Source organism: Bradyrhizobium ottawaense, assembly GCF_002278135.3.
GTDB lineage: Bacteria > Pseudomonadota > Alphaproteobacteria > Rhizobiales > Xanthobacteraceae > Bradyrhizobium > Bradyrhizobium ottawaense.
The window spans coordinates 6983486-7008478 of record NZ_CP029425.2; the positions used below are offsets into that span (position 1 = coordinate 6983486).

Annotated in this window: 21 protein-coding genes and 2 pseudogenes; 8 read left to right on the forward strand and 15 right to left on the reverse strand. The window is 58.1% G+C overall.

Features of this window, described 5'->3' with window-relative positions; all coding sequences use genetic code 11:
* Nucleotides 1–9 precede the first annotated feature (9 nt).
* From CIT37_RS32915 to bioB, 5 genes are all read right to left on the reverse strand, one after another.
* Nucleotides 10–1275, reverse strand: a complete 1266-nt coding sequence (locus CIT37_RS32915; RefSeq protein WP_011084894.1) for an adenosylmethionine--8-amino-7-oxononanoate transaminase — start codon at nt 1273–1275, stop codon at nt 10–12.
* Nucleotides 1272–1907, reverse strand: coding sequence for a dethiobiotin synthase (gene bioD / locus CIT37_RS32920; protein ID WP_011084893.1), 636 nt, complete (start codon nt 1905–1907; stop codon nt 1272–1274). Before bioD ends, CIT37_RS32915 begins: the two co-directional genes overlap by 4 nt.
* Nucleotides 1904–3058 carry an 8-amino-7-oxononanoate synthase gene (locus CIT37_RS32925; protein WP_011084892.1) on the reverse strand — a complete coding sequence of 385 codons (1155 nt, stop codon included), beginning with the start codon at nt 3056–3058 and terminating at the stop codon, nt 1904–1906. Before CIT37_RS32925 ends, bioD begins: the two co-directional genes overlap by 4 nt.
* Before the next feature lie 76 nt (nt 3059–3134).
* The gene (gene panD, locus CIT37_RS32930) at nt 3135–3488 is read right to left on the reverse strand and encodes an aspartate 1-decarboxylase (protein ID WP_028144145.1); all 354 of its coding nucleotides are present in this window, start codon (nt 3486–3488) and stop codon (nt 3135–3137) included.
* Between the two features lie 49 nt (nt 3489–3537).
* On the reverse strand, nt 3538–4533 hold the full coding sequence (gene bioB, locus CIT37_RS32935) for a biotin synthase BioB (protein ID WP_011084890.1): 996 nt from the start codon (nt 4531–4533) through the stop codon (nt 3538–3540).
* Between the two features lie 114 nt (nt 4534–4647).
* Between bioB and CIT37_RS32940 the strand changes: the two genes are divergently transcribed.
* The 4 genes from CIT37_RS32940 (at nt 4648) to CIT37_RS32955 (ending at nt 7877) form a co-directional block, all read left to right on the forward strand.
* Nucleotides 4648–5283 carry a GntR family transcriptional regulator gene (locus CIT37_RS32940; RefSeq protein WP_011084889.1) on the forward strand — a complete coding sequence of 212 codons (636 nt, stop codon included), beginning with the start codon at nt 4648–4650 and terminating at the stop codon, nt 5281–5283.
* Between the two features lie 135 nt (nt 5284–5418).
* On the forward strand, nt 5419–5736 hold the full coding sequence (locus CIT37_RS32945) for a Dabb family protein (protein WP_011084888.1): 318 nt from the start codon (nt 5419–5421) through the stop codon (nt 5734–5736).
* Nucleotides 5737–5889: 153 nt separating this feature from the next.
* Nucleotides 5890–7284: an aminodeoxychorismate synthase component I gene (gene pabB, locus CIT37_RS32950; protein ID WP_167456552.1), complete on the forward strand. Its 1395-nt coding sequence runs from the start codon at nt 5890–5892 to the stop codon at nt 7282–7284.
* Nucleotides 7281–7877 carry an anthranilate synthase component II gene (locus tag CIT37_RS32955; protein ID WP_014497769.1) on the forward strand — a complete coding sequence of 199 codons (597 nt, stop codon included), beginning with the start codon at nt 7281–7283 and terminating at the stop codon, nt 7875–7877. The genes pabB and CIT37_RS32955 overlap by 4 nt, the downstream gene beginning before the upstream one ends.
* 670 nt (nt 7878–8547) lie before the next feature.
* Here the strand turns inward: CIT37_RS32955 and CIT37_RS32960 are convergent.
* Both CIT37_RS32960 and CIT37_RS32965 read right to left on the reverse strand, forming a co-directional pair.
* Nucleotides 8548–9021, reverse strand: coding sequence for a hypothetical protein (locus CIT37_RS32960; protein WP_011084884.1), 474 nt, complete (start codon nt 9019–9021; stop codon nt 8548–8550).
* A gap of 53 nt (nt 9022–9074) precedes the next feature.
* Nucleotides 9075–9305 (reverse strand): annotated as a pseudogene (locus CIT37_RS32965) (transposase); the annotation flags it as partial.
* 826 nt (nt 9306–10131) lie between these two features.
* Between CIT37_RS32965 and CIT37_RS32970 the strand changes: the two are divergent.
* The 4 genes and pseudogenes from CIT37_RS32970 to CIT37_RS32980 all read left to right on the forward strand — a co-directional run bounded on the left by CIT37_RS32970 (nt 10132) and on the right by CIT37_RS32980 (nt 15259).
* A complete protein-coding gene (locus CIT37_RS32970) occupies nt 10132–12444 on the forward strand; it encodes a DUF5695 domain-containing protein (RefSeq protein ID WP_244611308.1) in 2313 nt (770 codons plus the stop codon).
* Nucleotides 12445–12481: 37 nt separating this feature from the next.
* Nucleotides 12482–12625 (forward strand): annotated as a pseudogene (locus tag CIT37_RS40270) (IS91 family transposase); the annotation flags it as partial.
* Nucleotides 12626–13561: 936 nt separating this feature from the next.
* A complete protein-coding gene (locus CIT37_RS32975; RefSeq protein ID WP_011084880.1) occupies nt 13562–14815 on the forward strand; it encodes an outer membrane protein in 1254 nt (417 codons plus the stop codon).
* A 108-nt stretch (nt 14816–14923) separates the two neighbouring features.
* On the forward strand, nt 14924–15259 hold the full coding sequence (locus CIT37_RS32980; RefSeq protein WP_014497773.1) for a hypothetical protein: 336 nt from the start codon (nt 14924–14926) through the stop codon (nt 15257–15259).
* A gap of 157 nt (nt 15260–15416) precedes the next feature.
* Here the strand turns inward: CIT37_RS32980 and CIT37_RS32985 are convergent, their stop codons facing one another.
* From CIT37_RS32985 to CIT37_RS33020, 8 genes are all read right to left on the reverse strand, one after another.
* Nucleotides 15417–16754: a glutamine synthetase gene (locus CIT37_RS32985; protein WP_095424342.1), complete on the reverse strand. Its 1338-nt coding sequence runs from the start codon at nt 16752–16754 to the stop codon at nt 15417–15419.
* Nucleotides 16754–18040: an ATP-grasp domain-containing protein gene (locus CIT37_RS32990; RefSeq protein WP_011084878.1), complete on the reverse strand. Its 1287-nt coding sequence runs from the start codon at nt 18038–18040 to the stop codon at nt 16754–16756. Before CIT37_RS32990 ends, CIT37_RS32985 begins: the two co-directional genes overlap by 1 nt.
* On the reverse strand, nt 18037–18906 hold the full coding sequence (locus CIT37_RS32995) for an EamA family transporter (protein WP_231088512.1): 870 nt from the start codon (nt 18904–18906) through the stop codon (nt 18037–18039). The genes CIT37_RS32990 and CIT37_RS32995 overlap by 4 nt, the downstream gene beginning before the upstream one ends.
* A 163-nt stretch (nt 18907–19069) precedes the next feature.
* Nucleotides 19070–19885, reverse strand: coding sequence for a gamma-glutamyl-gamma-aminobutyrate hydrolase family protein (locus tag CIT37_RS33000; protein ID WP_011084876.1), 816 nt, complete (start codon nt 19883–19885; stop codon nt 19070–19072).
* Nucleotides 19882–20940: a dhydrorhizobitoxine desaturase gene (gene rtxC / locus CIT37_RS33005; RefSeq protein ID WP_095424344.1), complete on the reverse strand. Its 1059-nt coding sequence runs from the start codon at nt 20938–20940 to the stop codon at nt 19882–19884. Before rtxC ends, CIT37_RS33000 begins: the two co-directional genes overlap by 4 nt.
* Nucleotides 20941–20971: 31 nt before the next feature.
* Complete coding sequence (locus tag CIT37_RS33010; RefSeq protein ID WP_231088513.1) at nt 20972–21463, reverse strand: PLP-dependent transferase; 492 nt, start codon at nt 21461–21463, stop codon at nt 20972–20974.
* 42 nt (nt 21464–21505) lie between these two features.
* Nucleotides 21506–22266, reverse strand: a protein-coding gene (locus CIT37_RS33015; protein ID WP_236842183.1) for an IS5 family transposase whose coding sequence is annotated in 2 segments (ribosomal slippage) — nt 21506–21927 and nt 21927–22266 — 762 coding nt in all. Because the reading frame shifts where the segments join, the coding sequence is not laid out codon by codon here.
* A gap of 45 nt (nt 22267–22311) precedes the next feature.
* The gene (locus CIT37_RS33020; RefSeq protein WP_244611309.1) at nt 22312–24219 is read right to left on the reverse strand and encodes a 2-aminoethylphosphonate--pyruvate transaminase; all 1908 of its coding nucleotides are present in this window, start codon (nt 24217–24219) and stop codon (nt 22312–22314) included.
* Nucleotides 24220–24993: the final 774 nt, after the last annotated feature.

Below are 24993 nucleotides of genomic sequence, written 5' to 3' on the forward strand. Positions count from 1 at the left end.
TCGTGCATCTCACATCAGCAAGTCAGCAGCGTCGCGGATGGCAGTATAGATTTCATCAAGATCGGCCGCCGTAACGCAGTAAGGCGGCATCACGTAGATCGTGTTACCGAGTGGGCGTAACAGCAGATCCCGCGCTTGGAAGAAAGCCAAAAGCCTCGGACCGATGTCCGCCAGATAGCCAGCATCGCGCGTGTTGAGTTCAACCGCTGTGACTGTTCCTGTGCGCCGCACGTTTGCGAACCGTGAATCGAGGCGGAACGGCGCGAGTGCCTGTTCTTGCATCCTCGCCAAGGATGCCAGCCGCCAGCGATACTCCTGATCCTGCCATAGGTCCAGATTAGCCTTGGCGGCGGCACAGGCCACTGGATTGGCCGTATATGAGCTCGAATGAAAAAACGTACGCGTGCGATCTTCAGAATAATGCGCATCGAAAATATCGGCACGACACAGTGTGACGGCGAGCGGCAGCGCCCCAGCCGTGAGGCCTTTCGAATAGCAAGCAATATCGGGCGTGACATCGGCCTGCTCACACGCAAACAAGGTACCCGTCCGGCCCCAGCCTGTCATGACCTCGTCCGCAATGAACAGGACGTCAAAGGCTTCGCAAATCCGCTTCATCTCTCTTAGCACCGAGGGCGAATACATCAGCATTCCACCGGCACCCAATATCAGGGGCTCCACGATAAAGGCTGCGGGATGTTCGTTTCGACACGCGTTTTCAAGCGCATCGAGAGCTCTTTGCTCACAATCTCTTGCCGGGAACGGAATCGAGGTCACCTCGAACATCAGCGCCCCGTAGGCCGCATTGAAGATGCCTCGGCTACCTACCGACATCGCCCCGATCGTGTCGCCATGGTACGAGTGCTGCATCACCACAATTTTGGTTCGCTCTCTTCCGGTATTGCGCCAGTAGCCGAGCGCCATTTTCAGCGCGACTTCGACGCTGGTGGACCCGCTATCGGAGAAGAACACATGTTCGAGCGCTGGGGAGGTGACCTTCAATAGTTCCGTCGCAACCTGCTCAGCCGGGTCGTGAGTGTATCCGGCGAAGATGACCTGGTTGAGCTTGCCTGCCTGTTCTCGGATCGCGTTCACGATGCATGGATGGCAATGGCCGTGGGTCACGACCCACCAGGAGGAGATTGCATCGATAAGGCGTCGGCCATCTTCGGTGTAGAGATAGGCCCCTTCTCCCCGGACCACCTTCGTCATATCCCGCTGTAGAGCATGCTGCGTGAACGGATGCCAGATCGGCGACCTCTTAGCTGTCTTCATAGGTTCAGGAAATCGCTGCTAACAAAGGAGTCTTTGAAAGCGGCCTGCAGCCTATCGTTTGTGAGGGGAACAAGCCACGGGAGCCGTCCCAACCAACGCACTCTCCCGATCTCGCAAACCGCGCTTTCAGTTTCGGCGTTTCTTTCGCCAATGAACGCAATCCCAAGGATTCGAATCTGACGCTTCCGCAGAGCCTCTATGGAGAGCAGGGAGTGATTGATTGTGCCCAGTCCCGTCCTTGCGCAAAGCACGACGGGAAGCTGCCAGCGCTCGAAGATGTCGATGTAAAGCGTGCGCGCTGTCAGCGGCACCATGAGTCCGCCGGCGCCTTCGATCACGAGTCGCCGCTCGCCGCTGTCCGGCAGTCCAAGCGTCTCTGTATCTATGCGAACGCCGTCGATCTCCGCTGAGTGATGGGGCGACGCGGGCGTCCGAAGTCGATAGAGCTCCGGGACAATCCGATCGGACGAGAGGCCACCGAGGCGGCGGATGCACTCGGAGTCGATCTCTTGTTCGAGTCCAGCCTGGACCGGCTTCCAGTAATTCGCGCCGAGAAGCCCGGCGAGCCCTGCGGAGAATACCGTTTTGCCGACCCCGGTGTCCGTACCAGTCACGACGATCCGTTTATTCATCGAAACGAGCCCCTCGTCACCTCAACCAGCGCATCGAGCATCGCGCGCACGTCCGCTTCGCCAACATTGAGTGTCAACGAAATTCGCAAGCGGGCGGTGCCTGCAGGGACGGTTGGCGGCCGAATTCCGCGGATATCGAAGCCGCGCGCCTGCAGAGCAGAGGCAAGTCGCATTGCATGAGCATTGTCACCTACGATGTAGGGCACGATCTGAGAGGTCGATGGTGTGCGCAAACCAAGCGAGGTGATCTGCCGATGCGCGAACGCAACGAGTTTGGCCAGCCGTTGCTGCCGCTCCGGCTCTTTCTGCAGGGTGAGGAGTGCCTCTCGAACGGCAACGGCCATCAATGGTGATGGGGCGGTGGCAAAAATAAACGGACGGCAGCGGTTGACCATGAAATCGCGCAAGATGCCGGAGGCCGTAACAAGTGCACCCGCCGCACCGAGCGCTTTGCCGCAGGTATGAACGACGATGAGATTTTCGCGCTTGTCATAAGGGGCCGTGAGCCCTCGTCCTTGATGCCCGTAAGCGCCTGTGGCATGTGCCTCGTCCACGATCAGAAACGCGTCTTGGCGATCGGCGATTGCCACTAGCTCTTCGAGTGGAGCGAAGTCGCCATCCATACTGTAGAGACTTTCGGCCACAATCCACACGCGGCCCGCTCCACCTTTGTTTCGCCAGGCGCGAATTGCGTCTTCGACTGACTGGGGATCATTGTGCGCGTGAATTCGACACTCTGCGCGACCGGCCCGCGCCCCCTCGTGAATACTGGCGTGCACGAGCGAATCGAGAACGAGCAGATCGCCGCGCTGCGGGAGCGTTGTCAGGAGGGCAAAATTTGCGATGTAGCCGCCTCCAAAGAAAAGCGCTGCCTCCGCGCCAAAGAACTGAGCCGCTTCTGTTTCGAGCCGTTCATGCTCCTCGCAATTGCCGCGCAGAAGCCGCGACCCGCCGGCTCCAACCGGAGTGCCCGCCTCGAGCGCGGCGACCATCGCCTTTTTGATGCGCGAGGCGTTCCCGAGCGCCAGATAGTCGTTCGATGCGAAATCGATCCCCACGCGCGGCTTGAGGCAGCGCAGCCGTTTATCTTCGTTCAAGGCATTCAACGCTGCGACGTAGGGACTAAGTCTTGCTGTCTGGATCGACCGCATTCATCACTCCGAGGATCGCATCAAATCACGCAAAAGATGCGTTGGCCGTTTAAGAAGGAAGGATGGCCCGTTAGGTTCAACTTGCCAGGATGCGATTATCTCGGTCCACACGCACAACGCGTGGCTTGAACTTCTTTGCTTCGGCCTCATCGAATGAGGCATATGCAACGATAATGATCTTGTCTCCGGGCATCACCAGTCGGGCAGCCGCACCGTTCAGGCTCATCGTACCAGACATCGGCGGCGCCTCGATCACGTAGGTGGCAAAGCGCGTCCCTGTTTCTACATTGTAGATTTCGACGCGCTCGTTGATCACCATTCCTGCTGCCTCCAGGAGCGTACGATCTATCGAGATCGAGCCTTCATAGTGCAGATCAGCTTCGGTCACTGAGGCGCGATGGATTTTGCCCTTCATCAAAGTTATCTGCATTTCTCACCTAGGCTGGTGTAGGGGCAACATATTGGGCGCGCTGCTTCCGTCAGGCGAGCCCGGACGTGATGCCGAGCCGGGCCAGCAGATCCGCGTCGCGATCAACTTTCGGGTTATTGGTGGTCAAGAGCACGTCGCCGACGAAGATTGAATTTGCGCCGGCCAAGAAGCAAAGCGCCTGCAATTCATCGGTCATGTATTGCCGCCCGGCGGACAAGCGAACCACACTCCTCGGCATCATGACCCGCGCGGTCGCCAGCAGCCGGACCAGCGCGATCGGATCGGGAGGCTCCGCGGTGTCTTCCACCGGTACGCCCTCAATCTTGTTCCACAGGTTGATCGGCACGCTTTCGGGATAGTTGGGAAGATTGGCGAGCAACACGAGCATACCTAGGCGGTCCTCGACGCGCTCGCCCATGCCGATAATCCCGCCGCAGCAGATCTTGATGCCGGCATCGCGCACATGCGCCAGCGTATCGATGCGGTCCTGGAGGCTGCGGGTGGTGATGATCTTGCTGTAAAACTCGGGCGATGTGTCGACGTTGTGATTGTAGAAGTCAAGGCCGGCCTCGGCGAGGCGCGCGGCATGCTTCGGTGTCAGCGTGCCGAGCGTGACACACGTTTCCATGCCGAGACCTTTGACCGCGTTGACCATGTCGCAGACGGAATCAAGATCGCGATCTTTTGGCGTGCGCCAGGCCGCGGCCATGCAGAAGCGCGTAGCGCCGGCATCCTTCGCGCGCTGTGCGGTCGCAACCACATCGGCGCAACGCATCAGACGGGTCGCTTTCAGGCCGGTCGCGTAATGCGCGCTTTGCGAGCAGTAGCCGCAGTCCTCCGGACAGCCGCCGGTCTTGATGCTGAGCAGGCTCGCAGTTTCGACGTGGTTTGGATCGAAGTTCTTGCGATGAGCGCGCTGCGCCTGAAGCATCAGGTCGGCAAAAGGAAGGTCGTAGAGCGCCTTAGCCTCTTCGACGTTCCAATGATTACGAACCTGCGCCCCGTTGCTAGCTTTCTTTCGTTGGACTTGCACAGCAGCATCCATAACCCAATCTCGCTCAGTTGTAGATAATCGCGTGAATTATCTATAGTCATCGCCCTCGAAGAGATGCTAATCGAGCTGCCTCGCAAATGCACCGATTATTGCGGTAGATAATCTATGATCACTGCTGACAACATGACGATGGTCGCGCGCATCGCGGACTCAATCGCTGAGCGCATTATCAGCGGCGCCTTAGCGCCAGGCGCACCACTCCGTCAGGATCACGTTGCACGAGAATTCAATTCCAGCCACGTCCCCGTGCGCGAGGCCTTTCGGCACCTGCAGGCACAACATCTTGTTGTCGCTGTGCCGCGTCGCGGTGTTCGGGTTGCCCCGCTCGATACCCGTTCAGTGAAGGAGATCGCCGAAATGCGCGCCGCGCTCGAGGTGGTGGCATTGCGCCATTCGGGGCCAAGACTGACAACAGCTCATTTGGCTCAAATCGAGCTCGCCCTAATCGAAGGAGACAATGCAAAGACGATCGAGGAGTTTGAGATGGCCAACCGCGCCTTTCACCAAGCCTTGGTCGCGCCGTGCGGAATGCCGCGTCTGCTCGCGAGCCTCGATGGATTGCAGCTTGCCAATTCTCGATTGGTGTTCGCGATGGCGCGATCGGTGGGCTGGCGACCGCGCTCCAATCAAGATCACCGCCTGATTCTGCAAGCCCTGCGAACGCGCAACGTCGATCACGCCTGTAACCTGCTCACGCGGCACATTCAAACCATTGAGCGACTTGCCCTTCCGGCGTCCTGAGCAAATCTGGCAAGCTCCATTGCAGATCGCCGACGGTTGCAAGCGACGATCATGCGGCAAGCGACTAGCCTCATTGCAACCGAATCTATTCCCAGATAGTTATGGCACCCGCTAGCGACATCTCCACGGACGGCCATGATTCGTCACATCGTTTTCTTCAGCGCCAAGGACGAGGCGCATATCCACCAGATCATCGAAGGTCTTTCGCTTCTCAGCACGATACCGCATGCGCGCCGGCTTGAGGTTGCCCGTAACCGCAAGACCGATCAGCTCGGCAACGATATCGACATCGTGGTCTATGGTGAGTTCGACAGCGAGACAGAGCTCGCAGCGTACAAAGCGCACGATCTCTACCAGGAATCGATTAAACGGGTCCGACCGCTCCGCGAGCTGCGGTTCGCGGCCGACTACGATGTATCAACAGATACCCCTTTCGCCTCCACGGCAGGATGATCCTGGTGCTGTCGCAGCAAAAAGTCCGCCGCCGGCGTAACTTGGCAATGGGCCTCATGTTTCGGCCCAGCACAGATAAGAGTCATTCTCATCGGTGGGGCAACAGATGGAACGGCACTTTCACGACGTCAGCCGCCTGTGACCGATAACCCGATGTACGTTCGCGAGTTGCAGTGGGTTGAACCTGTCACAGCGATGCGACGTCTTGGGCATCGATCGCATCTCACGTTTCTCGATAGCGCAGCAAGGCACGAGCTGCTTGGGCGCTACTCATATCTAACGTGCGACCCCTTCAGCACCTACAGGGTCGCGAACGGCCAAGCCAGTTGGAACGGACTGACTCTCGAGGCCGATCCATGGAAGGTCCTTCGCACGCTACTCGCGAAGTACCCGCAAGAGCATCGTCCCGATCTCCCGCCATTCCAGGGAGGAGCGGCAGGCTACCTTGCCTACGACATGAACAGGACATTGGAGCGATTGTCTGCCCCGCCAATTGCCGGTCTGGGTTTGCCCCGATCCATCCTGCATTTCTATGACGTGGTCATCAGCTTCGACCACCGGGATAACAAATGCTGGATCGTCTCGACCGGATGGCCGGAGCAGGATCGCGTGCGACGGAGCGAACGAGCGCTTCGTCGAGCCGACGAGTTTGCAGCATTGCTTGCCGGTCCAAACGCGCCACAGAAGGGTTGTCCCAGCAAAGCGGGCGCGTGGCGCTCGAACTTCAGCCGCGACGGCTACATTGCGGCGGTACAACGCGTGATCGACTTGATTCTCGCGGGTGACGTGTTCCAGACAAATATTGCGCAGCGTTTCAGCACCCGCCTGTCGACCTCGTTTGATCCGCTCGCCTTCTATTGCCAGCTACGATCATTGAATCCGGCGCCTTTTGCGGCCCTGCTGCGATGGGGAAAGCTGACCATCGCATCAAGTTCGCCGGAACGATTCCTGAAACTTGAGGGGCGACAAGTCGAGACACGCCCCATCAAGGGCACGATAGCGCGTTCGCCTGATCCCAAGGAAGACCACCGCCGTGCGGCTGCTCTCCTCGCTTCCGAAAAGGATCAGGCCGAGAACACGATGATTGTCGACCTTTTGCGTAACGATCTGTCACGCGTTTGCACTGCGCATTCGGTCGGGGTTCCGGCCCTATGCAATCTCGAGTCCTATGCCTCGGTGCACCATCTCGTGTCGATCGTTACGGGGAAACTTGCCGGAGACGAAGACGCCGTTAGCCTGCTCCGCGCTTGCTTTCCCGGCGGCTCCATTACGGGAGCGCCAAAGCCGCGGTCGATGGAAATTATTACAGAAATCGAGCGCATAGCGCGAGAGGTCTATTGTGGGGCGATCGGCTTCATCGGCTTCAACGGGCACATGGACACCAGTATTGCGATCCGCACTGTCACGATCGACGGCGACCTGGCTGTGTTTCATGCGGGCAGCGGTATAACGGCCCTGTCGAAGCCCGAGGCCGAATACGAGGAAACGCTCACCAAGGCAGAGCGAATCTTTGATGCATTTGGTACTGAACCAGCTGGTGCATTTTGATTGTCATCGTCGATAATTACGATTCCTTCGTGTTCAATATTGCCCGCTATTTCCACAAGCTCAGTGAAGCAACGGAAGTGATCCGAAACGACGCTATCAGCATCAGCGAGCTCGTTGGTCTCAACCCGCGCGCGGTGGTCATATCGCCCGGCCCCTGCACCCCAACTGAGGCAGGAATATCGACAGCAGTGGTTCGCGAACTTTCAGGACGCGTACCAATTCTCGGCATCTGCCTTGGACATCAGTGTATTGCAAGCGTTTTCGGAGGACGGGTGGCGCGTGCGCGTCGGCCCATGCACGGTCGGCGCTCATACGTTGCGCATGACGGCCGAGGGTTATTCAAGGGACTGCCAACCCCGCTTGACGTCGGACGCTACCATTCTCTTATCGTCGCGCTTGATCAGTCATGTGCGCAGAACCTCGTAGTGACAGCGCGTTCGGAGGAAGGCGAGATCATGGCCCTCACGCACGGCTATTATCCCACCTATGGGGTCCAGTTCCATCCCGAGTCGATACTTACCTCACAGGGGCACGTCCTGCTTAAGAACTTCTTGCGACTCGCACAGGATTTCCGAAACCGCGCGGAGCAATGAGAGGCTCGGCCTGCCAATCAAGATGGTGGACCGTCGGTTTTCGACGTGGTTGGAAGGCGAAGCCTCATATGGCAGGCATTTTGTGGTAATCCGCGCTGTTCCGTGCTTGGCTCTGCAGTCAGCGGCCCGCCTCCGACGGAAACCAGCCCCTGCGGTTTCGAGGGCCGGACGTCTCTCTTGGCCGGCTTGGATGTGGTGCGCGCGGGGGGCAAAGAAGCAGCAGGAGCAGGAGAAGCAACAGGCGCCGGATTCTGCAGCCCCTCGATTCTTTGGGTCAGGGTTGCGATCTGATCCGAGATCCGCCTTAGCTCGGCTTGCTGCGCATCGACGTTGCGATTGAGCTCGGCAATTTCATCGGCTGTCTTCTGCTGCCCTGATTGGATCCATAAAAGGACGTCCCTATGCTCAGGTGACAAGCAAAGCGCGCGAGGCACGACTTCGTGCGCCGGCGGCGCCTCGCAAACGTTTCGATATTCGTCAAAAAATAGGCTCCTCCGGCGCCCGGTTCGCCGCGCTTGTTAGAATCTCTTGTATTTTCTCGGCAACATTTGTTCTTTCTGGAAAGGGAATCAAGTCCTTCACTCATTCACTAAACACATTACTTTGGTCCGCTATTTGACTACGCGTTCTTGTCATTTCGCGATAAACCTTCCTTCTCTTTTTGTATCTTTCAACAATATTGCTCTGCTCCGCCGTCTTTAGCCCTCACTGAAGTACGCGCGGTAGTCTCGATGCGCGGCGAATTCGCATGGTCCTGAGCGCAGAAGGGACAGATCTCAGTCTCTTCGCCCTCGATGCGATGCATACCATCGCCCACCCAGCGTTCGTCTGCCTCGCCGATCGCAGCGAAATGTCGTTGCACTTGTGCAACGGCGAGAGCTTCCAGGTCCGGAAGATTTCGGCCCAAGAGAGTGTTGATTTCGACGACATCGAAATGTCGGCAGGCCCATCTCGTGAAAGTCGTGGTGACGTCGCAAAGCATCAGACGATTGCGCGGCAGAGAGCGCGCGCTGCCTCCGCAACCGCATCGGCAATATTTGGTGATTTCCTTGAGGGCACAGAAGTCGTCGACGCTCAGCCTGCCTCGCGCTGGTGCCGGAATGGCGCCCTCGCGAGCGCGGAGCTCACGATTAATGTTCCTCATGTCCCAAGCTGGCCTACATCCAGTCCTTCCGACGCACTACAAATCACAAAATTTACTTGCTGACCCAACCAGTCGCCTTGACCGGCAAAATGTAACAACGACTGGTGTTGCGCTGCTCTCCGTTCAGGAGCCGTGATGGCGGCCATCGGCTCGACACTCTTGCGATCGCAAGGCATCATCAGACCGGCGGAGTAATCGCGAAGCGGTTTGGCTCGGCCTCCGTCCCCGATCACGCTCGTAAAACCCTCAACATACGCCGAAAACCTCGACGCGACGTCCCCCATTTTACCCGACCCATCTCAGCCTCTCCGCACGCCGAATAGATGAGTCTTCTCAAAAATAGGAATCTTCTCGGTAAAAGCCGCGACACTCTGATTAAGTAAGACTACGCAGTAGTGAGCAGGCAGTGGAAGCCGCGCAATGTCGAGGGGCGGCGCTCGGCCGAATGCCTCAGGCGCGCCGTGAACTTTGTCATCGACCGGGTCTTTGCCATTGGCAACTAGGCCCAAGAGCAGCTTGGCCTCCTTGCGAGCAAGCTCTGGTGTCCAAGGGCACCGTGAGGACCGATGGTGACGAAGCGGTGGCAACCGAACGCTGGGTACTTGAGAACGTATGTCGCTTTGTCGCGTTGACGTTTACGGCGGGAAACGGCACGCCTTGATCATCCGTATGGAGCGATACCGGATACGGTTGATGACGAAGTCTAAAGCCATGTCTAAAGCCTGGACGTATACGCGTCGTACGATGCTGTTGGGCAGTAGCTTCTTGGGTAGCGCGTTTTTCGGGGGCGTTACGCTGCCTACACCCAATCGGCCGCAGCGCAAGGTTGCCATGGTGTTGAAGGCGGTCGACTCTCCCTTCGTCGTTGGGTGCACACAAGACGGCATTACCTCCTTGCGTTATCGTAACGATGCGTATGACACGGATTATGTTCTGCCTGGAGCCGTGCTGGGGACGGCTCACGCTAGAGTTCGGCGTGCCGGATCCGAGTGGCATACGCTTCGAACCGGCGTTGATGCAACGAAGCCGATGCATAGCGCGGCCCTTGAACTAGCAGCCCGCGATGCCGGCGTCCCTCTCACGACCCGCCTCGCAGTCGACGAGGCTGGATTGACGTGGGAGATCATGCTGCGGAACGACGGCATGGCGAGCGTGGAGGTTGGCGACCTCTATTTTCCCATGCCGATGAACACCGAATTTCCGGCAGGGCAACCGGCATCGGTGGCTGTTTTGAAGCACAGCTTCGTCTCGGGGCATGGATCGCACATCTTCTGGATTCGCGGCAACAGCACCGGCCCCTTCCTCATGCTCTTACCGGAAGCGGACACGTCACTGGAATATTGGGATGTCCACAAGGATTCGGCCGAAGCCAGTGGGACGTGGTGCGCCTACATCTTGGGCGGAGCGGCCGCCGGCGAGGCAGTGGCGGCGGGGACTCGCTGGCGACAGCCGACGCATTCCCTGTCCCTGTCGCCGGCCGAGCAACGGCGTTACCGTCTCCGCTTCCAATGGGTTGCCAATTACGAGGCGGCGCGCAGGGCTATCGCGGACGCCGGTCTGGTGGACGTGGAAGTGATGCCGGGCATGACGGTTCCCAATGACCTGCATGTCGACATCGCGCTCGCGTCCTCCATTCCGGTGGAGCGAATCGAAGCGGAATTTACCGGCGACACGGTGGTGCAACGGTTGCCGGATCGGGCTGGCAGGCGCCTGTGGCGGGTTCGCTTTTCGCGATTGGGCGAGAACCGGCTGACCCTGCACCAGCCGGGTGCGCGCCAGACATTTCTTGAATTCTCCGCTACCGAGCCCGTCGAGACGATGATGAAGAAGCGCGCAACCTTCATCGTGAAGCGGCAGCATCGTGACCCGTCCAAATGGTACGACGGTTTGTTTGGCGAGTGGAATATGGAGACGCAGGTCCTGCTTGGCCCGGACAATTACGACCGGATCAAGGGTTGGCGCATCTACGAGGTGACGTGTGACGATCCCGGGCTGAGCAAGCCCGCTTACCTCGCGACCAAGAATGCCGAGCATCCTGATGTGGCGGAAGTGGCGGCGCTGGATCGGTATATAGACACGTTCGTCTGGGGCGGGCTGCAACGTACCACACAGGAGGCATACGCCTACGGCCTCTACGGCATACCCGATTGGAAGCAGAACAGGGAAAGCAGCGATCCCGGCCCGAAGGGTCGCCTGCATATCTGGCGGCCTTATGACTATCCGCACATCTTCGCGATGTATTTGGCCATGCACCGCATCGCGCGTGACCATCCCGCGATACCCACCCGCCAGAGCGCACGAGATTATTTGGTACGCGCCTACGGTACGGCGCTGGCCATGTTCACGGTGCCGATGCGCGTGGTGATGTGGTCTGCCTACCGCACCGGCTTCTACAACGAATGTGTGATCCCCGAACTGGTTTCGGCGCTCACGACGGCGGGCTTGACGCGCGAGGCGGCGACGTTGGAGGCGCACTGGGCGCGTAAGGTGCGCGCCTTCGTCGATCCGAAGGCGGACCTGTTCAAGTCTGAATATCCGTTCGATTCCACAGCCTTCGAATCAACGCAGGCACTGGCGCGCTCGGCCCTTGACGACCCTGTCGCCATGGGGGTTTCGAAGGCGGCGGCGCGTGCCTTCTCGGAGCGTCAGATCGCTGCAAATCTGTTCTGCCGTGGCTGGCTGGAACCTGCTTATTACTATCTGGGCAGCGATTATCGCCACACTGCGGGCGACGCCTATACGCTGACTTACATGGCGCAGATGGGTGGCTGGGCGCTGCTTGATCATGCGCTGAACGATGCAGACGACCCGCATCCGCTCCTTCGTCTCGGCTATGCCTCACAACTCAGCGCGTGGGCTTTGCTGAACAGCGGCCCTGCGTCGGCGGGTCATGGCTATTGGTATCCGGGCGAGGAGAATGACGGCGCGGCCGGTGGCGGCTTCGAGCCGGCGCCGAGCGGCACCACATGGCTCGGTCAGCCGCATCACCGTGGAACGTGGTATTACTCGTGCGAGATCGACCTGGGATTTTGTGGGGCGGTCCGCGCTGCTGCGACGATCGTTGCCGACGATCCCATCTTTGGGCAGGTTTGTCACGGTGGCATCATGGAGACGTTCGCTCACACCCTGCGTATCTGGCCACGTGATGGCGTGCGGCGACGGCTCAACGTGCGGCTCCAGTCTCTTCGATTGGACTTGGTGCTGCTCGACGCGCGATTCCGGGCGGATCGACCGATCATTCTGAATTTGGGGGCGGGGTGGATCAGCCTTACGCCTGAGCCCTTTGCCCCATCTGGATCGGGAGTGTCGTTCGAATTGCGGTACGATGACGGGAGAAAGCGCAAGGAAGTCATCGACATCACGGACAGCCAGCTCGTCGTCCGCTTGCCTGCGGCGCGCTTACCGCGGGTTCAGGTTCGCTAGACTCTAGTGTTGCCGATTATGGGGTGCGATCGGCACTTATGGCCTGCTGTTCCACGCGGCTTCCGAGCCGATGACGATCATCCCGGCAAATCCCGAGCATCTCGGCGCACGTATCCGCATCACCGCCGTGCTGCATACCTCGGGTTCAGCGCCCGTGGACGCTTTTCTCGCCGGAGGAGGCGCCGGATCTCCACGACCTGACCGGCGCTGCGTTAGCCCAACTATACGCGCTCTACGAGACGACGGCCGCGCAAGGCGATCTCCGCGTCAGCAAACAGGTCCGCGCGGTTCACCTGGAATCACAGAACTTAAACTGAAAGTCGCTGACGAAGGATACCTCGCCAATATCGGTCCCGGTCGGCTTACGCGTTCGCGTGCCGCTTCTGGCGTTCTTAAACGATCGAAATTTACTGCTGCGCCCGCTTGGGGAATACGATCTACGTCGTGCCCCCGTCTTGCGTCACAGCGGCAGACCTCGACGAAATCTACACCGCAATAAATGATACAGCCGATGAGCTGGTATAGAGGGGCCGCAATCTATCCCCGAAAACACGCCAGTGCCGATACTCTGTGGAGTGACGCAGAACGTGTAATCGCCGGAGAGACCTGTGAGAGCCTCGATCCCAACCCGCAGGAGCAAGGATATCGTCTGAAGACTAGAGCGGCGTCAAATGAAGAGTGCTCTCGATGAGAGCGCTCGGGAGCACAGATCGATCTCAAATATCTTCGAAGCGACGAGCCCGTTCCGCACTGTCTTTCCACCTGTTGAGGCAGCAAGGCTTCCGGTGCCAAAGTGAGACCGGCGCATCGTGCGCTTCGGCCCATGACACCGCGCTAGCCAAGTATTGGTGGGGCAGTGGCCGCGCGGCTGTCGGTATTGAGACAAATGTCAGCAGCTTGACGATACACGCCGCGACGAAGTGCCCGCAAAGCCTGCGAATTCACTTCGGCACGCGACTTGCTCTCTTTGCGGCATCATCACCAATCGCAGCGCGATGGTCTTCGGGACGGACTCGGCGCGTGTCGCTGTTAGCGTCTGCTCCGCCCCGACGGTTTGCTGCGGCGATAGCTTATGGACGCTCGGTTATGGACCGAGAAACTGCAGGGGACGTGTTGAATGCGACCTGGAGTTCTTCTTTTGGGAGCCACGACAATTGCGCTCGTCGCAAATGGTGCGGCGAATGCGGCAGACCTTGAGCCGGAAGTGAAACTGCCCGCGGCGGTGTGGAACTGGTCCGGAGGCTATATTGGTGGACACGTCGGCGGCGGGTACGGCCGAACCTCCTTCAGCAATCCCTACGGTCCGTCAATCTATGGCGGCATAGTCGATACGCCGACGTTCCTCGCAGGTGGCCAGATCGGCTACAATTGGCAGAAGAACGGCTGGGTGTTTGGCGTCGAACTCGATGTCAGCGGTGCTGTCTCAGACGGCACAAATACCTGCCTCGCGTCGTCCGGCTTTGTCGTGAGTGCAAACTGCAAGGCAGGTCCGAACATCTTTGCCACCGCGACCGGTCGTGTCGGTTACACGTTTGGCGCGTCGGGTGGCACGCTGGCCTATCTCAAGGGAGGTGCAGCTTGGCAAAACAATCAGGGCGACGTCATCAATAACCATGAAGGCGGACTCGTGCCACAGGAGAAAACCCATTTCGACTACGGTCGCATCGGTGGCATCATCGGGCTGGGCGTCGAGCAGGCGCTTACGCCCGCATGGTCGGTCGCAGCTGAGTATGACTATCTGAATTTCGGTGGCCCGAGTGTCGCGACACCTCCGACGGTGCAGGGTCCGCCGTTCGCAATTGTTCCGGCGAACACAACGAGCCCGTCCAGCAACTATCACATCGGAAAGATTGGATTGAATTACCATTTTGGCGCCGACCCGTGGACGGCGCAATGGTCCTATGTGCCGCAGTACGCGAAGGCTCCAGTCGGCGCGCCGCCGATTGCTTATTCAGATGGTTGGTCGTTCGAAGGCGGATCGCGGCTCTGGCTCAGCCGCGGACGATTCCAATGGGACCACAGTGTAGCGCCCTACTTGCCTCTAGACCCCAGCGTCCTTGTATCGAGGCTCACCTATCATGGCCTTGACGGACTTTCGGGAGAGCTATTTGGCCGTGTCGACAGCCCATCGGGAGTGTTCCTGAAGGGCAACATTGGCCTCGGGCGCTTCGATAAAGGAAACATAAACAATGAAGATTGGCTCGCCGATCGGGAACTCTCCTATATCAACAACGCATCACGGCAACGAAACGGACGGTTCACCTATTTTACCGCAGACTTAGGTTACGATTTCCTGCGCGGCGCCAACTACAAGGTCGGCGGATTTATCGGCTGGACCTACTACGAACAGAGTTCCGACTCCATCGGTTGAACGCAGATTGCCCACCCCCGCTACACTTGTCCGGCGAACCCAGACACTATCATCGGCAGCCAGAATACTCAGTGGAATGCACCTCGTGTCGGCCTAAGCGCCGAAACCATGCTCTCTGAGCGCTGGCGCTTAAACACCGATGTCGCCTACCTGTCCTGGACCGATTTCAAAGGGCGTGACCACCATCTCTTGCGCGACGAGACCACCTTCGATGAACAGCGGGGCAACGGTGGCGGCGGCGTCCAGGTTGAAGGCGTGCTGTCCTACTTCTTCACCAAGAACTTCAGCGTCGGCGTCGGCGGGCGCTACTGGTCCATGTGGACCAAAAAGCGGGGCGACTCTTTGTGCAGCAGCAGCGGCTGCGTCGGTGATCCGGCCATATTCGCGAAGTACAGCATGGAGCGCTGGGGTACGTTCTTTCAGGCCTCCTATAAGTTTGATTGAAAAGATCACACCTCAAACCAAGCGCCGGGCGTCTTCAACGCTACGAGTAACGCACATTTTCTCTGCATGAACTCCAACATTAGCGGCACAGACCCCCGCAGTAGCCCTGCCGGCACCGGCCAGAAGAATGATCTCCAGAACTGTCGAAGAGCCCAAGCTAAATGATCTCAAAGTATCTCCGACGTTCAAAGTCGGTGACCCGATGTTGAACGGCTTGCCACTCCCAATGGCGCGAGCAAGAAAACGCTCCAACAAACCTTTCTCCAAAGACATCACTGGCCGCTGCAGACTCTGCAAACCGAGATGTTGCCTCTGATAGGCTTTGAGGCAGTCTCGCGGACGGACGACACATTTCCACGCTTGCATCACCGACGATCGAAGCCGGTAGTGCCGGACCTGTCTCGACGCCCAATATTCCCGAACCAATCGCACATGCTAGCGCGAGATATGGGTTCGCGTCTGCGCCAGGCAGCCTATACTCCAGGCGATGGGCAGATGGCTCTCCCGGAATGGCGCGAACCGCGCAGGAGCGGTTGTCGACTCCCCAGCTTGGACAGATTGGTGCCCAGGAGCCAGGTACCAATCTCTTGTAGCTGTTGAAGTTTGGCGCAGCGAGCACACAGAACTCATTCATGTATTCTAGTTGTCCGGCGATAAATTGCCTCATAAGATCGGAGACGTTGCCGAACGCATCACCGTCGTAAAACGCATTTTGACTATCCGAGGACATGGAGATGTGAATATGGCCGGACTGGCCAGGCCATTTCTCGGAAACCTTGGCCATGAATGTAGCCATCATGCCTCGCGTTTGCGCCCAGGCTCTTATCATCGACTTGAATATGGTTGCTCGATCGGCGGCTTCCAGCGCATCACAATGACGAAGTGACGCTTCGACCACGCCAGGTCCCGTTTCAAAGTGTAGTCCGCTGAGAGGTATTCTAGCCTTCTCACAAAGCGCCAAGATCTCACCGAACAGCTCATGTTGCGCGATAGAGCGCGCAATCGAGTAGCCGAACGGGCCGCGAGTTAAAGGAGCCCATTCACCGAACGGCTTTTCTTCAATCGTGTCTGCGTTCTCCTTAAATAGTATAAACTCAAACTCAAACCCGGCAGTGCAGTCGTATCCGTGGTCAGCAGCCCTTCGTAGGACCTTACGCAGAACGCCGCGCGGGCAGATGTTCTCATGCGCGCCCGTGAACTCCGCGAGGTAGAGATATTGAGAGCCGAGATGAGACACCGAACGGCCGGTGCCTGATAGAATACGCAGGTCAGCATCTCCGAACGCTGATAGCGGCTTTTGCGTGAAACTCGCCGGAATGACCCGGTCCGTACAATCCCACGCCAGCACCGCTTCAGAGAACTTGATAACTTTATCTCCATCCGAGAGATCTTCACCTAAGACGTGTTTGCCTCGCAGAACGCCATCGAAGTCGCTGACGCCGACCATCGCCGCGCGGGCTGGATTCGCTCCGGTGAACCTGGGATCAGTTGGCATTAGTCGCGATCCTGCATCACTAAATCGAACACCTGGTCCATCCGCATTGCTCGCAACTTGCGATAGTCATTCTCAAGCGTAGTCAAGTCGCTATTCACGAGATAAACGATGCCCGGTGTCGACGCCAAGTCGATCGTGGGAACAAGCTCTTGACCAATCGGAACGAATGCAATGGCGTCTGCGAAGCTCGGCAGCTTGCGGATTGCTTCGAGTCCCGGGTAACCGGCGACGACACCGCCCATATCTGAGATCAACGAGACGCAAAGTGCGTGAGCCTGCCGCTTGTAGGGCCCGCGCAGCCTCATATATTCACCAAAGCCCTTGGGATCTGCGTAGCACCAGGCCGTCAGGGTCATATGGTTGTGCCCCAACGCCATCGTTCGTGCTTTTGCCGACATGGTCCCTTGAAGCCTCGCTCCGAAGTCAACCAGAACTGGTCCCCGATGATCGACGATGATCTCAGCATGAGCCGGTCCCTCGGCGATCTGAAGCGCCTGCAACGCTCGTTCCAGGTAGTCGGACAGCTCCTGAACGATTGGTTCGCTGCCGTCCAACAATCTCTCGAGTGAACAGACCGATGATGCTCGCTCGATAGGAACGGTGTCATACGTCCAGGCCTCCGTAACGAAGGCATTCCCGTGGATCGAGATGGCGTTTACGGTGTATTGTTGACCGTTTATTTTTTCCTGCCCGAGGGCAAAACGATTCAACGCTCCGACACGGTTGGTCTTCCCGACAATCGCGCTTAGTGCCCGCTGAATGTCAGCATCTGTCGTGCAAAAGAATACATCCTCGGTTCCCGTACTGTTCAGAGGTTTGATCACGATCTCGTCGAAGTTCGCTTCGCGCTTCCAGCTTGCGATTTCTACAGCATTGTCAGACACGACTTGTCTGATCGATCGCACACCGGCATAGGTCAGCGCGCAAGACAATCGCGCTTTGTCACGCCGAGCAGCCGATAGAGCGGTGCCGTTTGAAGGTAAGCCCAGCCGCTCCGACAACGAATCGGCGAGTTCGACTCCAGACTCGCAGCCGGCGATAACGAACTCAAATTCTCTGCCATGGAGGGCCTGAAGATGATATTCAACGATGTCGTCATACCCCATGCGCTCGCTGGGGCGAATGACTTCATCATACAGGTTAGCATCAAAGTGCGCTTGGAATATGGGTGGAATCTGTGCGGCCGACATCACATGCACGGTTCCAATGCCATAGCGCTTGAACTGTTCCGGTAGATATCGGCCGGTAGAGTATGCGTCTACGATTACACAATTCCGTTCTTTCATGCGGATCTCCGATACTGCAAGTAGATGTTGCTGACGGCGACAGCCGTAATGAGAATGTTTCCAAGGAACGTATGTGACGAAGGCACGATGCGAGAATCGAAGTACTGGAACAGGAAGGTGATGATAGGGGCGGTGGACAGGACCATGTTGACGGTGAAGGGCTCGACGTAACGAATGCCCTGCTGGATCAAGAGCAAAGGAACGATCATCGTCGAAACGCCAACTGCTGCGATCGCAAACCAATGCTGCGAGATCTCAAGCACGATGGATGAATAGTCCACCAGTCCCAGCAGCAAGATAATCGTTCCATAGAACCGATGCGCCAGCACTTGCCGGCCGGAAAACCCACGGTCGAAAAGCAGTTTGACAAGTACATTTGTGAGGGCGAGCGATAGGCCGGCCACGATGGCCAAGACTATTCCAAAGGACGATCGAGCCCCCCACTCCACGCCTGCGTTGCCGCTGGCCGAGATCCAAATCATGTAACTCGCGATCATCGCGATCGAAGCGCTGACGACGATGTCGGATGCTGGCGGAACTCCCTGGCGCCTGATCACGGCGTTTAGCCACACAGTTGCGGTGGGCCCCAACGCCACCATGAACGCGACGACGATCGCAGGTTCAACGTATTTCAAGCCGATAAATAGGCCGATCCAGCTGATTGCTGTCACGACGTTGAGTACGGCGAAGACCAAAAGGGACCGATTCCCCACTCCTGCCTTGCTTGTGTCGTGGCGCGCCAAGAGATTGAACGTCAGACAAACCACGGTAAATGACAGCAGGAGCGCGACGAACGCATCTGCTCGCTGAAAATACGCTGCGGCATAAACCTCGCCTGCCGCACTCACGAGGACATAGAGGGCCACAAAGAGCACTCCCAGCGCGAACCTATTCGTCAATCGTCTACCCTTCCCGTGCCCGCGCGACGGGGCGCGGCCCGCGCAGGGACCGGGCCGCGCGCATCGATTTTGAGGCATTCAACTTTCGGCCTGTACTGACCACGTTTGGTTTGAAATCTCACGATCTGCCCTAGTGATTCTTCGTTCCGCGGTACACAACACAGGCCTCTCCGAATGCTTTGAAGAGTTGCTTGCCGAGGAGATCGGTTGAGACGTGCCATTCGGGGTGCCATTGCACCCCGATTTGCAGCGTCGGCGCGCCAATCACCGAAGCCGCCTCAACAAGACCGTCAGGCGCCCACGCCTCCCGCCTCAGCGCCGGGGCAAGCGCCTCGATGCCTTGATTGTGCAGCGAGTTGACTTGGGCTTCGATCGTCCGGGCGATTGGGAAGAGCGCGCCGTCGGAAGATATCCTGACGCTGTGCGCGGCATCGTACTGACGGTCCCTGGGACGGTCTGGCTTCTCGGCATGCATAGCACCGCTTTCGAGGCTCCACTCCGCAAGCGATGGGCGGAGTGTGCCGCCGAAATAGACGTTGAGCTCCTGAAGCCCACGGCAGATGCCCAAAATAGGCATTCCGAGCGCGATGGCGCTCTGTATGGCTACGGCAGAAAGCCGGTCCCTAGGACGGTCAAGGATCCCAGCCTCAACGTCCCGATCAGGATCAACTAAGGATGCAGGCGCTGACAGGACGGCGGGGTCGACGTTCGATTCATCACCTGTCAAGACCACACCGTCCAGCCGGCGCATGATGGCCGTGGCGAACGCCTCCCCAGCATCTTCCGCGTCGACGGTCGGCAATACGACGCAAGCAACTCCCCCATGACGATGGAGTGCCTGCACGTACTTACGGCGTAACCAGTCGCGATGCACACCGTCGACCAGAAGACGGTTCGAAGTGACGCCGACAACGGCTCGCGCGCGCTCGGGCTGTTGCAGACTCACGCCACCTGGCCCCGCGTCCGGACGGCGGCAACGGACTGCTCATACAGCCGTCGATTTCGCTCTTTCAGCTGAGTTATGACGCTAGGCTGACCTTGAGGCCCCTTGACAAAGAGCCCGCCCCAAGTCGCGGCGACCTTCGCGTAGTTCGGATCCTGCATTCGGATTTTCTGAGCCTTGCGCAACAGCCAAAACGGGATACCGGGCGAAAGGTGGTGCTCAAGGTGGTACTCATCTAGATTCTGCCCAAGAATGGCTCGCTCGAGGAAGCTTCCCTTCCGATTTCTGGTGAGATAGACGTTCTGCGTCTCGTTTTCGCACATTGGCGAGTGCTCGGCGAGTTCGATGAACCAGCCGAGGACCTGAAACGTGGTGAGATAGGGCACGATCCAGAACAGGACCACAATATGGAGCAGCCCAAGAACATATGATCCGGCCAGGATGCCGATCCAGAAGAGATAGAAGCCATACCTGTCAATCAGTATGCCTGAGCGGCTCTGATCCTCGACATCTTCGACCGAAAACCGGTTGGTCCAGAGATACTTCAGATAGGCCACTGTCGCGCCGCCGAAGATCGGCTTCCAGATGATGTTGAAGGCGTATCTCTCTGGAGGCTGCACGTCATAAACGCCCCTGGCCAGGAAAAACTTCAGGTCGGGATCCTTGTCGGGGTCGCCGAGATAGGGATGATGCAAGTAGACATGTGAGATCCGATAGGCCCAGTGTCGCTGGAACAAGGGATAGGAGGCGAACAGAATGCCAAGAACATAATTCCAGGTGGTGTTCTTCGCGAGCGTGCGGTGAGCTGCATCGTGAGCGATGGTTGTCAATCCGCGCTGATATGCACCAATCAGGAGGACGGCCAGCGGGTAGAGCCACCACGAGACAGACACGGTCGCAAGCGTGCACGCTGCGATAACAGCGTAATCTTTCGCAATGTAGGCGGCCCCTGTGATGTTGTCGGGCCTTAGCTCCGAAAGTTGCTTATTGATCTCCCGGCTGAATTGGACGGCCTCATAGCGTGATGACCTCAGTTTCCAAGCGTCTGCCTGATTCATGAGAACCTCTTCCTGATTGCCTTGCAGGTTGTCAGATTGCGGAAAGCGCCTTGTCCAGATCGCGCAAGATGTCGTTGACATCTTCGATGCCGACACAAAGCCGGATTGAGCCGCCAAATATGCCGGCGGCTTCGCGCTTTTCCCGGGGGACGGTGGTGTGGGTCGTCGAGACAGGATGAGTCACGAGCGTGCGGGCATCTCCCACATTGGAAACGTGATACATCAAGTCAATGTTCTGGATGAACTTTCGCCCGGCCAGTTCGTCTTCCACCTCGAACATGACCATCGCCCCGTGTCCATATGCGGTGTTGAGTGTCTGTTCGACGATTTCCCGATCGGCGCCTTCGAAGAGCCCCGGGTAAAAAACCCGACGCACTTTAGGATGCTCCTTTAGAACGCCAGCCACGATCCTGGCATTGGCGCAGTGCTGCTTCATGCGAAGCGGCAGCGTTTCAAGCCCTTGGATCAGTTGAAAGCTCGCAAACGGGGAGATGGCTGCACCGGTATCGCGTAACCAGGTCATGCGAGCCTTGAGGAGAAACTCGCTCTTTCCTAGGGTCCAGACTCAATTGAGCCAATATGCGACGAGAGCGGCGAGATGAACAGCGGCCAAAAAATTACGGGCGAGCTTGTCATATCGCGTGGCGATGCGCCGGAAGTCCTTGAGCCTGCCAAAGCAGCGTTCGATGACATTTCGTCCTTTGTAGGCGCGTTTGTTGAAGCGATGGATGACGACACGGTTAGATTTATTGGGGATTACGGGCTTGGCGCCACGACGAATGATTGCGCCGCGAAGCTTGTCGCCATCATACCCTTTGTCGGCGAGGAGCACGCTCATGGGTGGCGCGAGCGCCAGGACATCGGGAGCCGCAGCGATATCGGCATCCTGGCCTGGAGTCAGATGCAGGACGACCGGCCGGCAGAGCGGATCGCTCAGCGCATGGATTTTTGTCGTGCGGCCTCCGCGCGAGCGGCCGATTGCTTGATTGTGCTCCCCCCTTTTCCGCCGGAGGCACACCGGTGAGCTTTAATCGAGGTCGAGTCGAGCGACAGTACGACGCCGTCTTCGCCAGGCTTGGCCAGCGCTTCGAAGATTGCGCACCATCGTCCTCGCTTGGCCCAGCGATTGAAGCGATTGTAGATCGTCGTGTAAGGGCCGTATTCACGTGGACAATCACGCCATCGTGCACCCGATTGCAGCATGTGAATGATGCCGCTGACGATGCGTCGGTCGTCGTCCCGATCCGGCCCCGTCAGTCCCCTCGGCAGATGCGGTTCGATACGCGCCCATTGCCTGTCGTTCAGCCAAAACAAACCAGCGCGCATTCTCTCGCCCCCGAATCAACACGTAGGCAAGAGAATCACGTGGCGCTATTTAGGTACAGACCCTAGGACATCGACATCGCGCACGGCGTTGTGCCAGACAATTCCGCCATGCGCTTCGTCGGGACCATTGAACAAGGGAAAGCGAGAAGCTCCCCGATAGCTAACTTTACCGCTGTCAACGATTAGTCCGCCGAGGGTCGTGCCGTGGCCCGAGATATATTTTGTTGCAGCGTACGTTGTAACTGCAGCGCCCAGGTCTGACGGCCGGCATATCAGCGGCGTAGTCGTGTTGTCTACGACCAGAGGCACGCCGTACCTCCGGCCGATCTCCGCGAGCTGTTTAACGGGAAGCGGAATCAGACAGGGATTCGATATTACCTCTCCGAACAGGCAGATGGTGCGATCATCGATCGCTCGTTCGAACGTCTCGGGCCTTCGAGGATCTGCTGTCCTCACGCTGATTCCCAAACGCTTTAAGGTGTTGTGGAGCAGGTTCCAGGTATTGCCATATAGATATGGAGAGGCAACGACATTGTCCCCTACTTCGCCACTTGAAAGGTTGACGATAGCAAGGAACGTCGCCGCTTGACCTGACGCAACGGCGAGCGAGTCGCTGCCCATATCGACAGCGGCGTAGCGCTTCTCCAGCGCGCGGGTCGTCGGATTGATAATCCTCGTGTAGGTGAACCCATCCGCCTTGACGTTGTAGACGTCAGCGATGTGGTTGAGATCGCCATCGAGTTCATAAGCTGTATTCTGGTAAATCGGCACTGCGACGGCTTTCGTCACCGGGTCGCGCCGATAACCCGCATGCAGAACAGCAGTCTCGGCGGAAAACGGCAGCTGCCGATCTCCAACTGCTTGAGCCGGCATCTTTACGCGCGCCCCATATGCCTCCTGGTCCGGCGCCGGCCTTGCTGACCGGGCCTGGCCGGGCCGAAAATAGGTACGAAAGGCGCATCCCAACCGCTCAATCCAGCTGGATTGGATTTCCCCAATGCAACCGACGCGAAAGCTTCGCGTCGCAAGGTGCAGCTTCGAGTAGACGTAAAGATTGTGGGCCGCCAAGTGGCGATACAGCCCATCGAATCCTTGCTGGTCTACTATGCCGGGCGGCGCACTGAACGCAACGCAGACCGGCGACTGCAACTCGGGGGACAGCAGCGGAGACACTGTCCCTTCGAGTTCCTTGATGAGGTCGTCTCTGACCTTCTCGTACCGGAAGCGCCTGGCATCAATGCTCTCCTCATGCAGAATCTTCAAAGCCATTGTCGTTGCCTGAACGATGTGGGTGGGAGGGGTCGACCGCCACTCACCCGTGCGCTCGAGCGAGAGCCATTGATCTCTCACATCGAGCACAAACGATCTCGGTTCTTGAGCCGCATTCTCCAGCAGCTCGCGGGACGCAATTACAAACGCTACTCCCGGCGGCCCTTCTATGCATTTGTTGCTGGATGTGACCAGTACGTCAGGTCCACGCTGGCTCAGATCGATATTGAGGGCGCCGAAGGAACTCATTCCATCAATGATGGTTTTTACGCCACGTCGCCTCGCCTCCTCCACGATCTCTTGCAGAGGATTGACGATTCCGGTTGTCGTCTCACAATGCACGAAACACAGGTGCGTAACGCCAGGATTTCGGCTCAGATACTCGCCGATTTCTTGCGGATCCAAAGGATCGGTCGCGCGCTTGACGAGCTTCAGCGCCTCGACACCCCACAGCCGAAAAATTTGCAGAATACGCTCACCATAGATGCCGTTTACGCAGACGAGCGGCCTGTCGGCTCGGGACACAAATGAAGAGAGGGCAGCCTCCATTGCAAAGGAGCCCCCTCCTTGAATAGGCACCACCGAATAGTCCTCAGCGTTTCCCAGCAAGTCGAGCATCAGCCGCCTCATGCAGGCGGTCACCTCCTTGAACTCGTCATCGCGAGATGCGAGATCAAGCTGCATCTGGCTCCTCACCGCCAACGATAGCGACAATGGACCAGGCGTCAGCAAAGAGCGCTGTCTTGTCAAACCATTCCTCCTACATTGTTTCGTCGATGAGCTGCCGTACGTCCGCCATCGACCCGGAGGCGCGCGTATGCCGTCCTCATCGATAGCTTCGAATGAAGCGCCTTGAATCGCGGTCGCGTTTCGCGTCGACCGCTCCAAAAGGCCGCCGGATAACAACCTCCAATTTCTCATTGCGGACGGAGAGCGATCCTTCACAAACCTCCCCGTTGATGCGTTTCAGACCTCCCAAATAGCCTTTTGGCACTGAACGCTCGGGCGCAAGTGGGCGCCGACGCTCGCTCTCATCCAACTGTCACGCATGTGCAGGCTTGGGCGTGGTCGCCTCTGGCGCTATGAGGCGCCAGTCGGCCGACGGTCCTGTAAGACTGCCCAGTCAGGTAAGCTTTGCCGCCAGAAAGGCGATGCAGCCTAAATCGTCGCGCCCGGACGATAGGCAGCACTCGATAGTCTTCGTTCGCAGCGGGTGTGCAATGCGATTGCTTGGGACTTGATGCATTTTCACTCCGTTGCTCGTGGATGGATTGGGACGCACATGGCTGTCTTGGCGAGCTCGAAGATCGTACAACTTGACGTTACGGGCGTTTCAACCCTCTCGGGTATTTTTCTCGCGGGAATTTTTCCTCACGTACTCCCGTTTGGCAGCGACGAGTCGACGCAAGGAGCGGAGTACGAAGGATTCACAGCGAGGTTCAATAGTTTGAAAGTTCA

Bases quoted from the DNA above. Each gene is read 5' to 3' on its own strand.
- panD (WP_028144145.1), bottom strand. From the start codon at position 3,488: ATGCAGATAACTTTGATGAAGGGCAAAATCCATCGCGCCTCAGTGACC.
- CIT37_RS32940 (WP_011084889.1), top strand. From the start codon at position 4,648: ATGATCACTGCTGACAACATGACGATGGTCGCGCGCATCGCGGACTCA.
- CIT37_RS32975 (WP_011084880.1), top strand. From the start codon at position 13,562: ATGCGACCTGGAGTTCTTCTTTTGGGAGCCACGACAATTGCGCTCGTC.
- CIT37_RS32915 (WP_011084894.1), bottom strand. From the start codon at position 1,275: ATGAAGACAGCTAAGAGGTCGCCGATCTGGCATCCGTTCACGCAGCAT.
- bioB (WP_011084890.1), bottom strand. From the start codon at position 4,533: ATGGATGCTGCTGTGCAAGTCCAACGAAAGAAAGCTAGCAACGGGGCG.
- CIT37_RS32925 (WP_011084892.1), bottom strand. From the start codon at position 3,058: ATGCGGTCGATCCAGACAGCAAGACTTAGTCCCTACGTCGCAGCGTTG.
- CIT37_RS32960 (WP_011084884.1), bottom strand. From the start codon at position 9,021: ATGAGGAACATTAATCGTGAGCTCCGCGCTCGCGAGGGCGCCATTCCG.
- rtxC (WP_095424344.1), bottom strand. From the start codon at position 20,940: ATGAATCAGGCAGACGCTTGGAAACTGAGGTCATCACGCTATGAGGCC.
- CIT37_RS32980 (WP_014497773.1), top strand. From the start codon at position 14,924: ATGCTCTCTGAGCGCTGGCGCTTAAACACCGATGTCGCCTACCTGTCC.
- CIT37_RS33020 (WP_244611309.1), bottom strand. From the start codon at position 24,219: ATGCAGCTTGATCTCGCATCTCGCGATGACGAGTTCAAGGAGGTGACC.
- CIT37_RS32985 (WP_095424342.1), bottom strand. From the start codon at position 16,754: ATGCCAACTGATCCCAGGTTCACCGGAGCGAATCCAGCCCGCGCGGCG.
- CIT37_RS32945 (WP_011084888.1), top strand. From the start codon at position 5,419: ATGATTCGTCACATCGTTTTCTTCAGCGCCAAGGACGAGGCGCATATC.
- pabB (WP_167456552.1), top strand. From the start codon at position 5,890: ATGTACGTTCGCGAGTTGCAGTGGGTTGAACCTGTCACAGCGATGCGA.
- CIT37_RS33010 (WP_231088513.1), bottom strand. From the start codon at position 21,463: ATGACCTGGTTACGCGATACCGGTGCAGCCATCTCCCCGTTTGCGAGC.
- bioD (WP_011084893.1), bottom strand. From the start codon at position 1,907: ATGAATAAACGGATCGTCGTGACTGGTACGGACACCGGGGTCGGCAAA.
- CIT37_RS32990 (WP_011084878.1), bottom strand. From the start codon at position 18,040: ATGAAAGAACGGAATTGTGTAATCGTAGACGCATACTCTACCGGCCGA.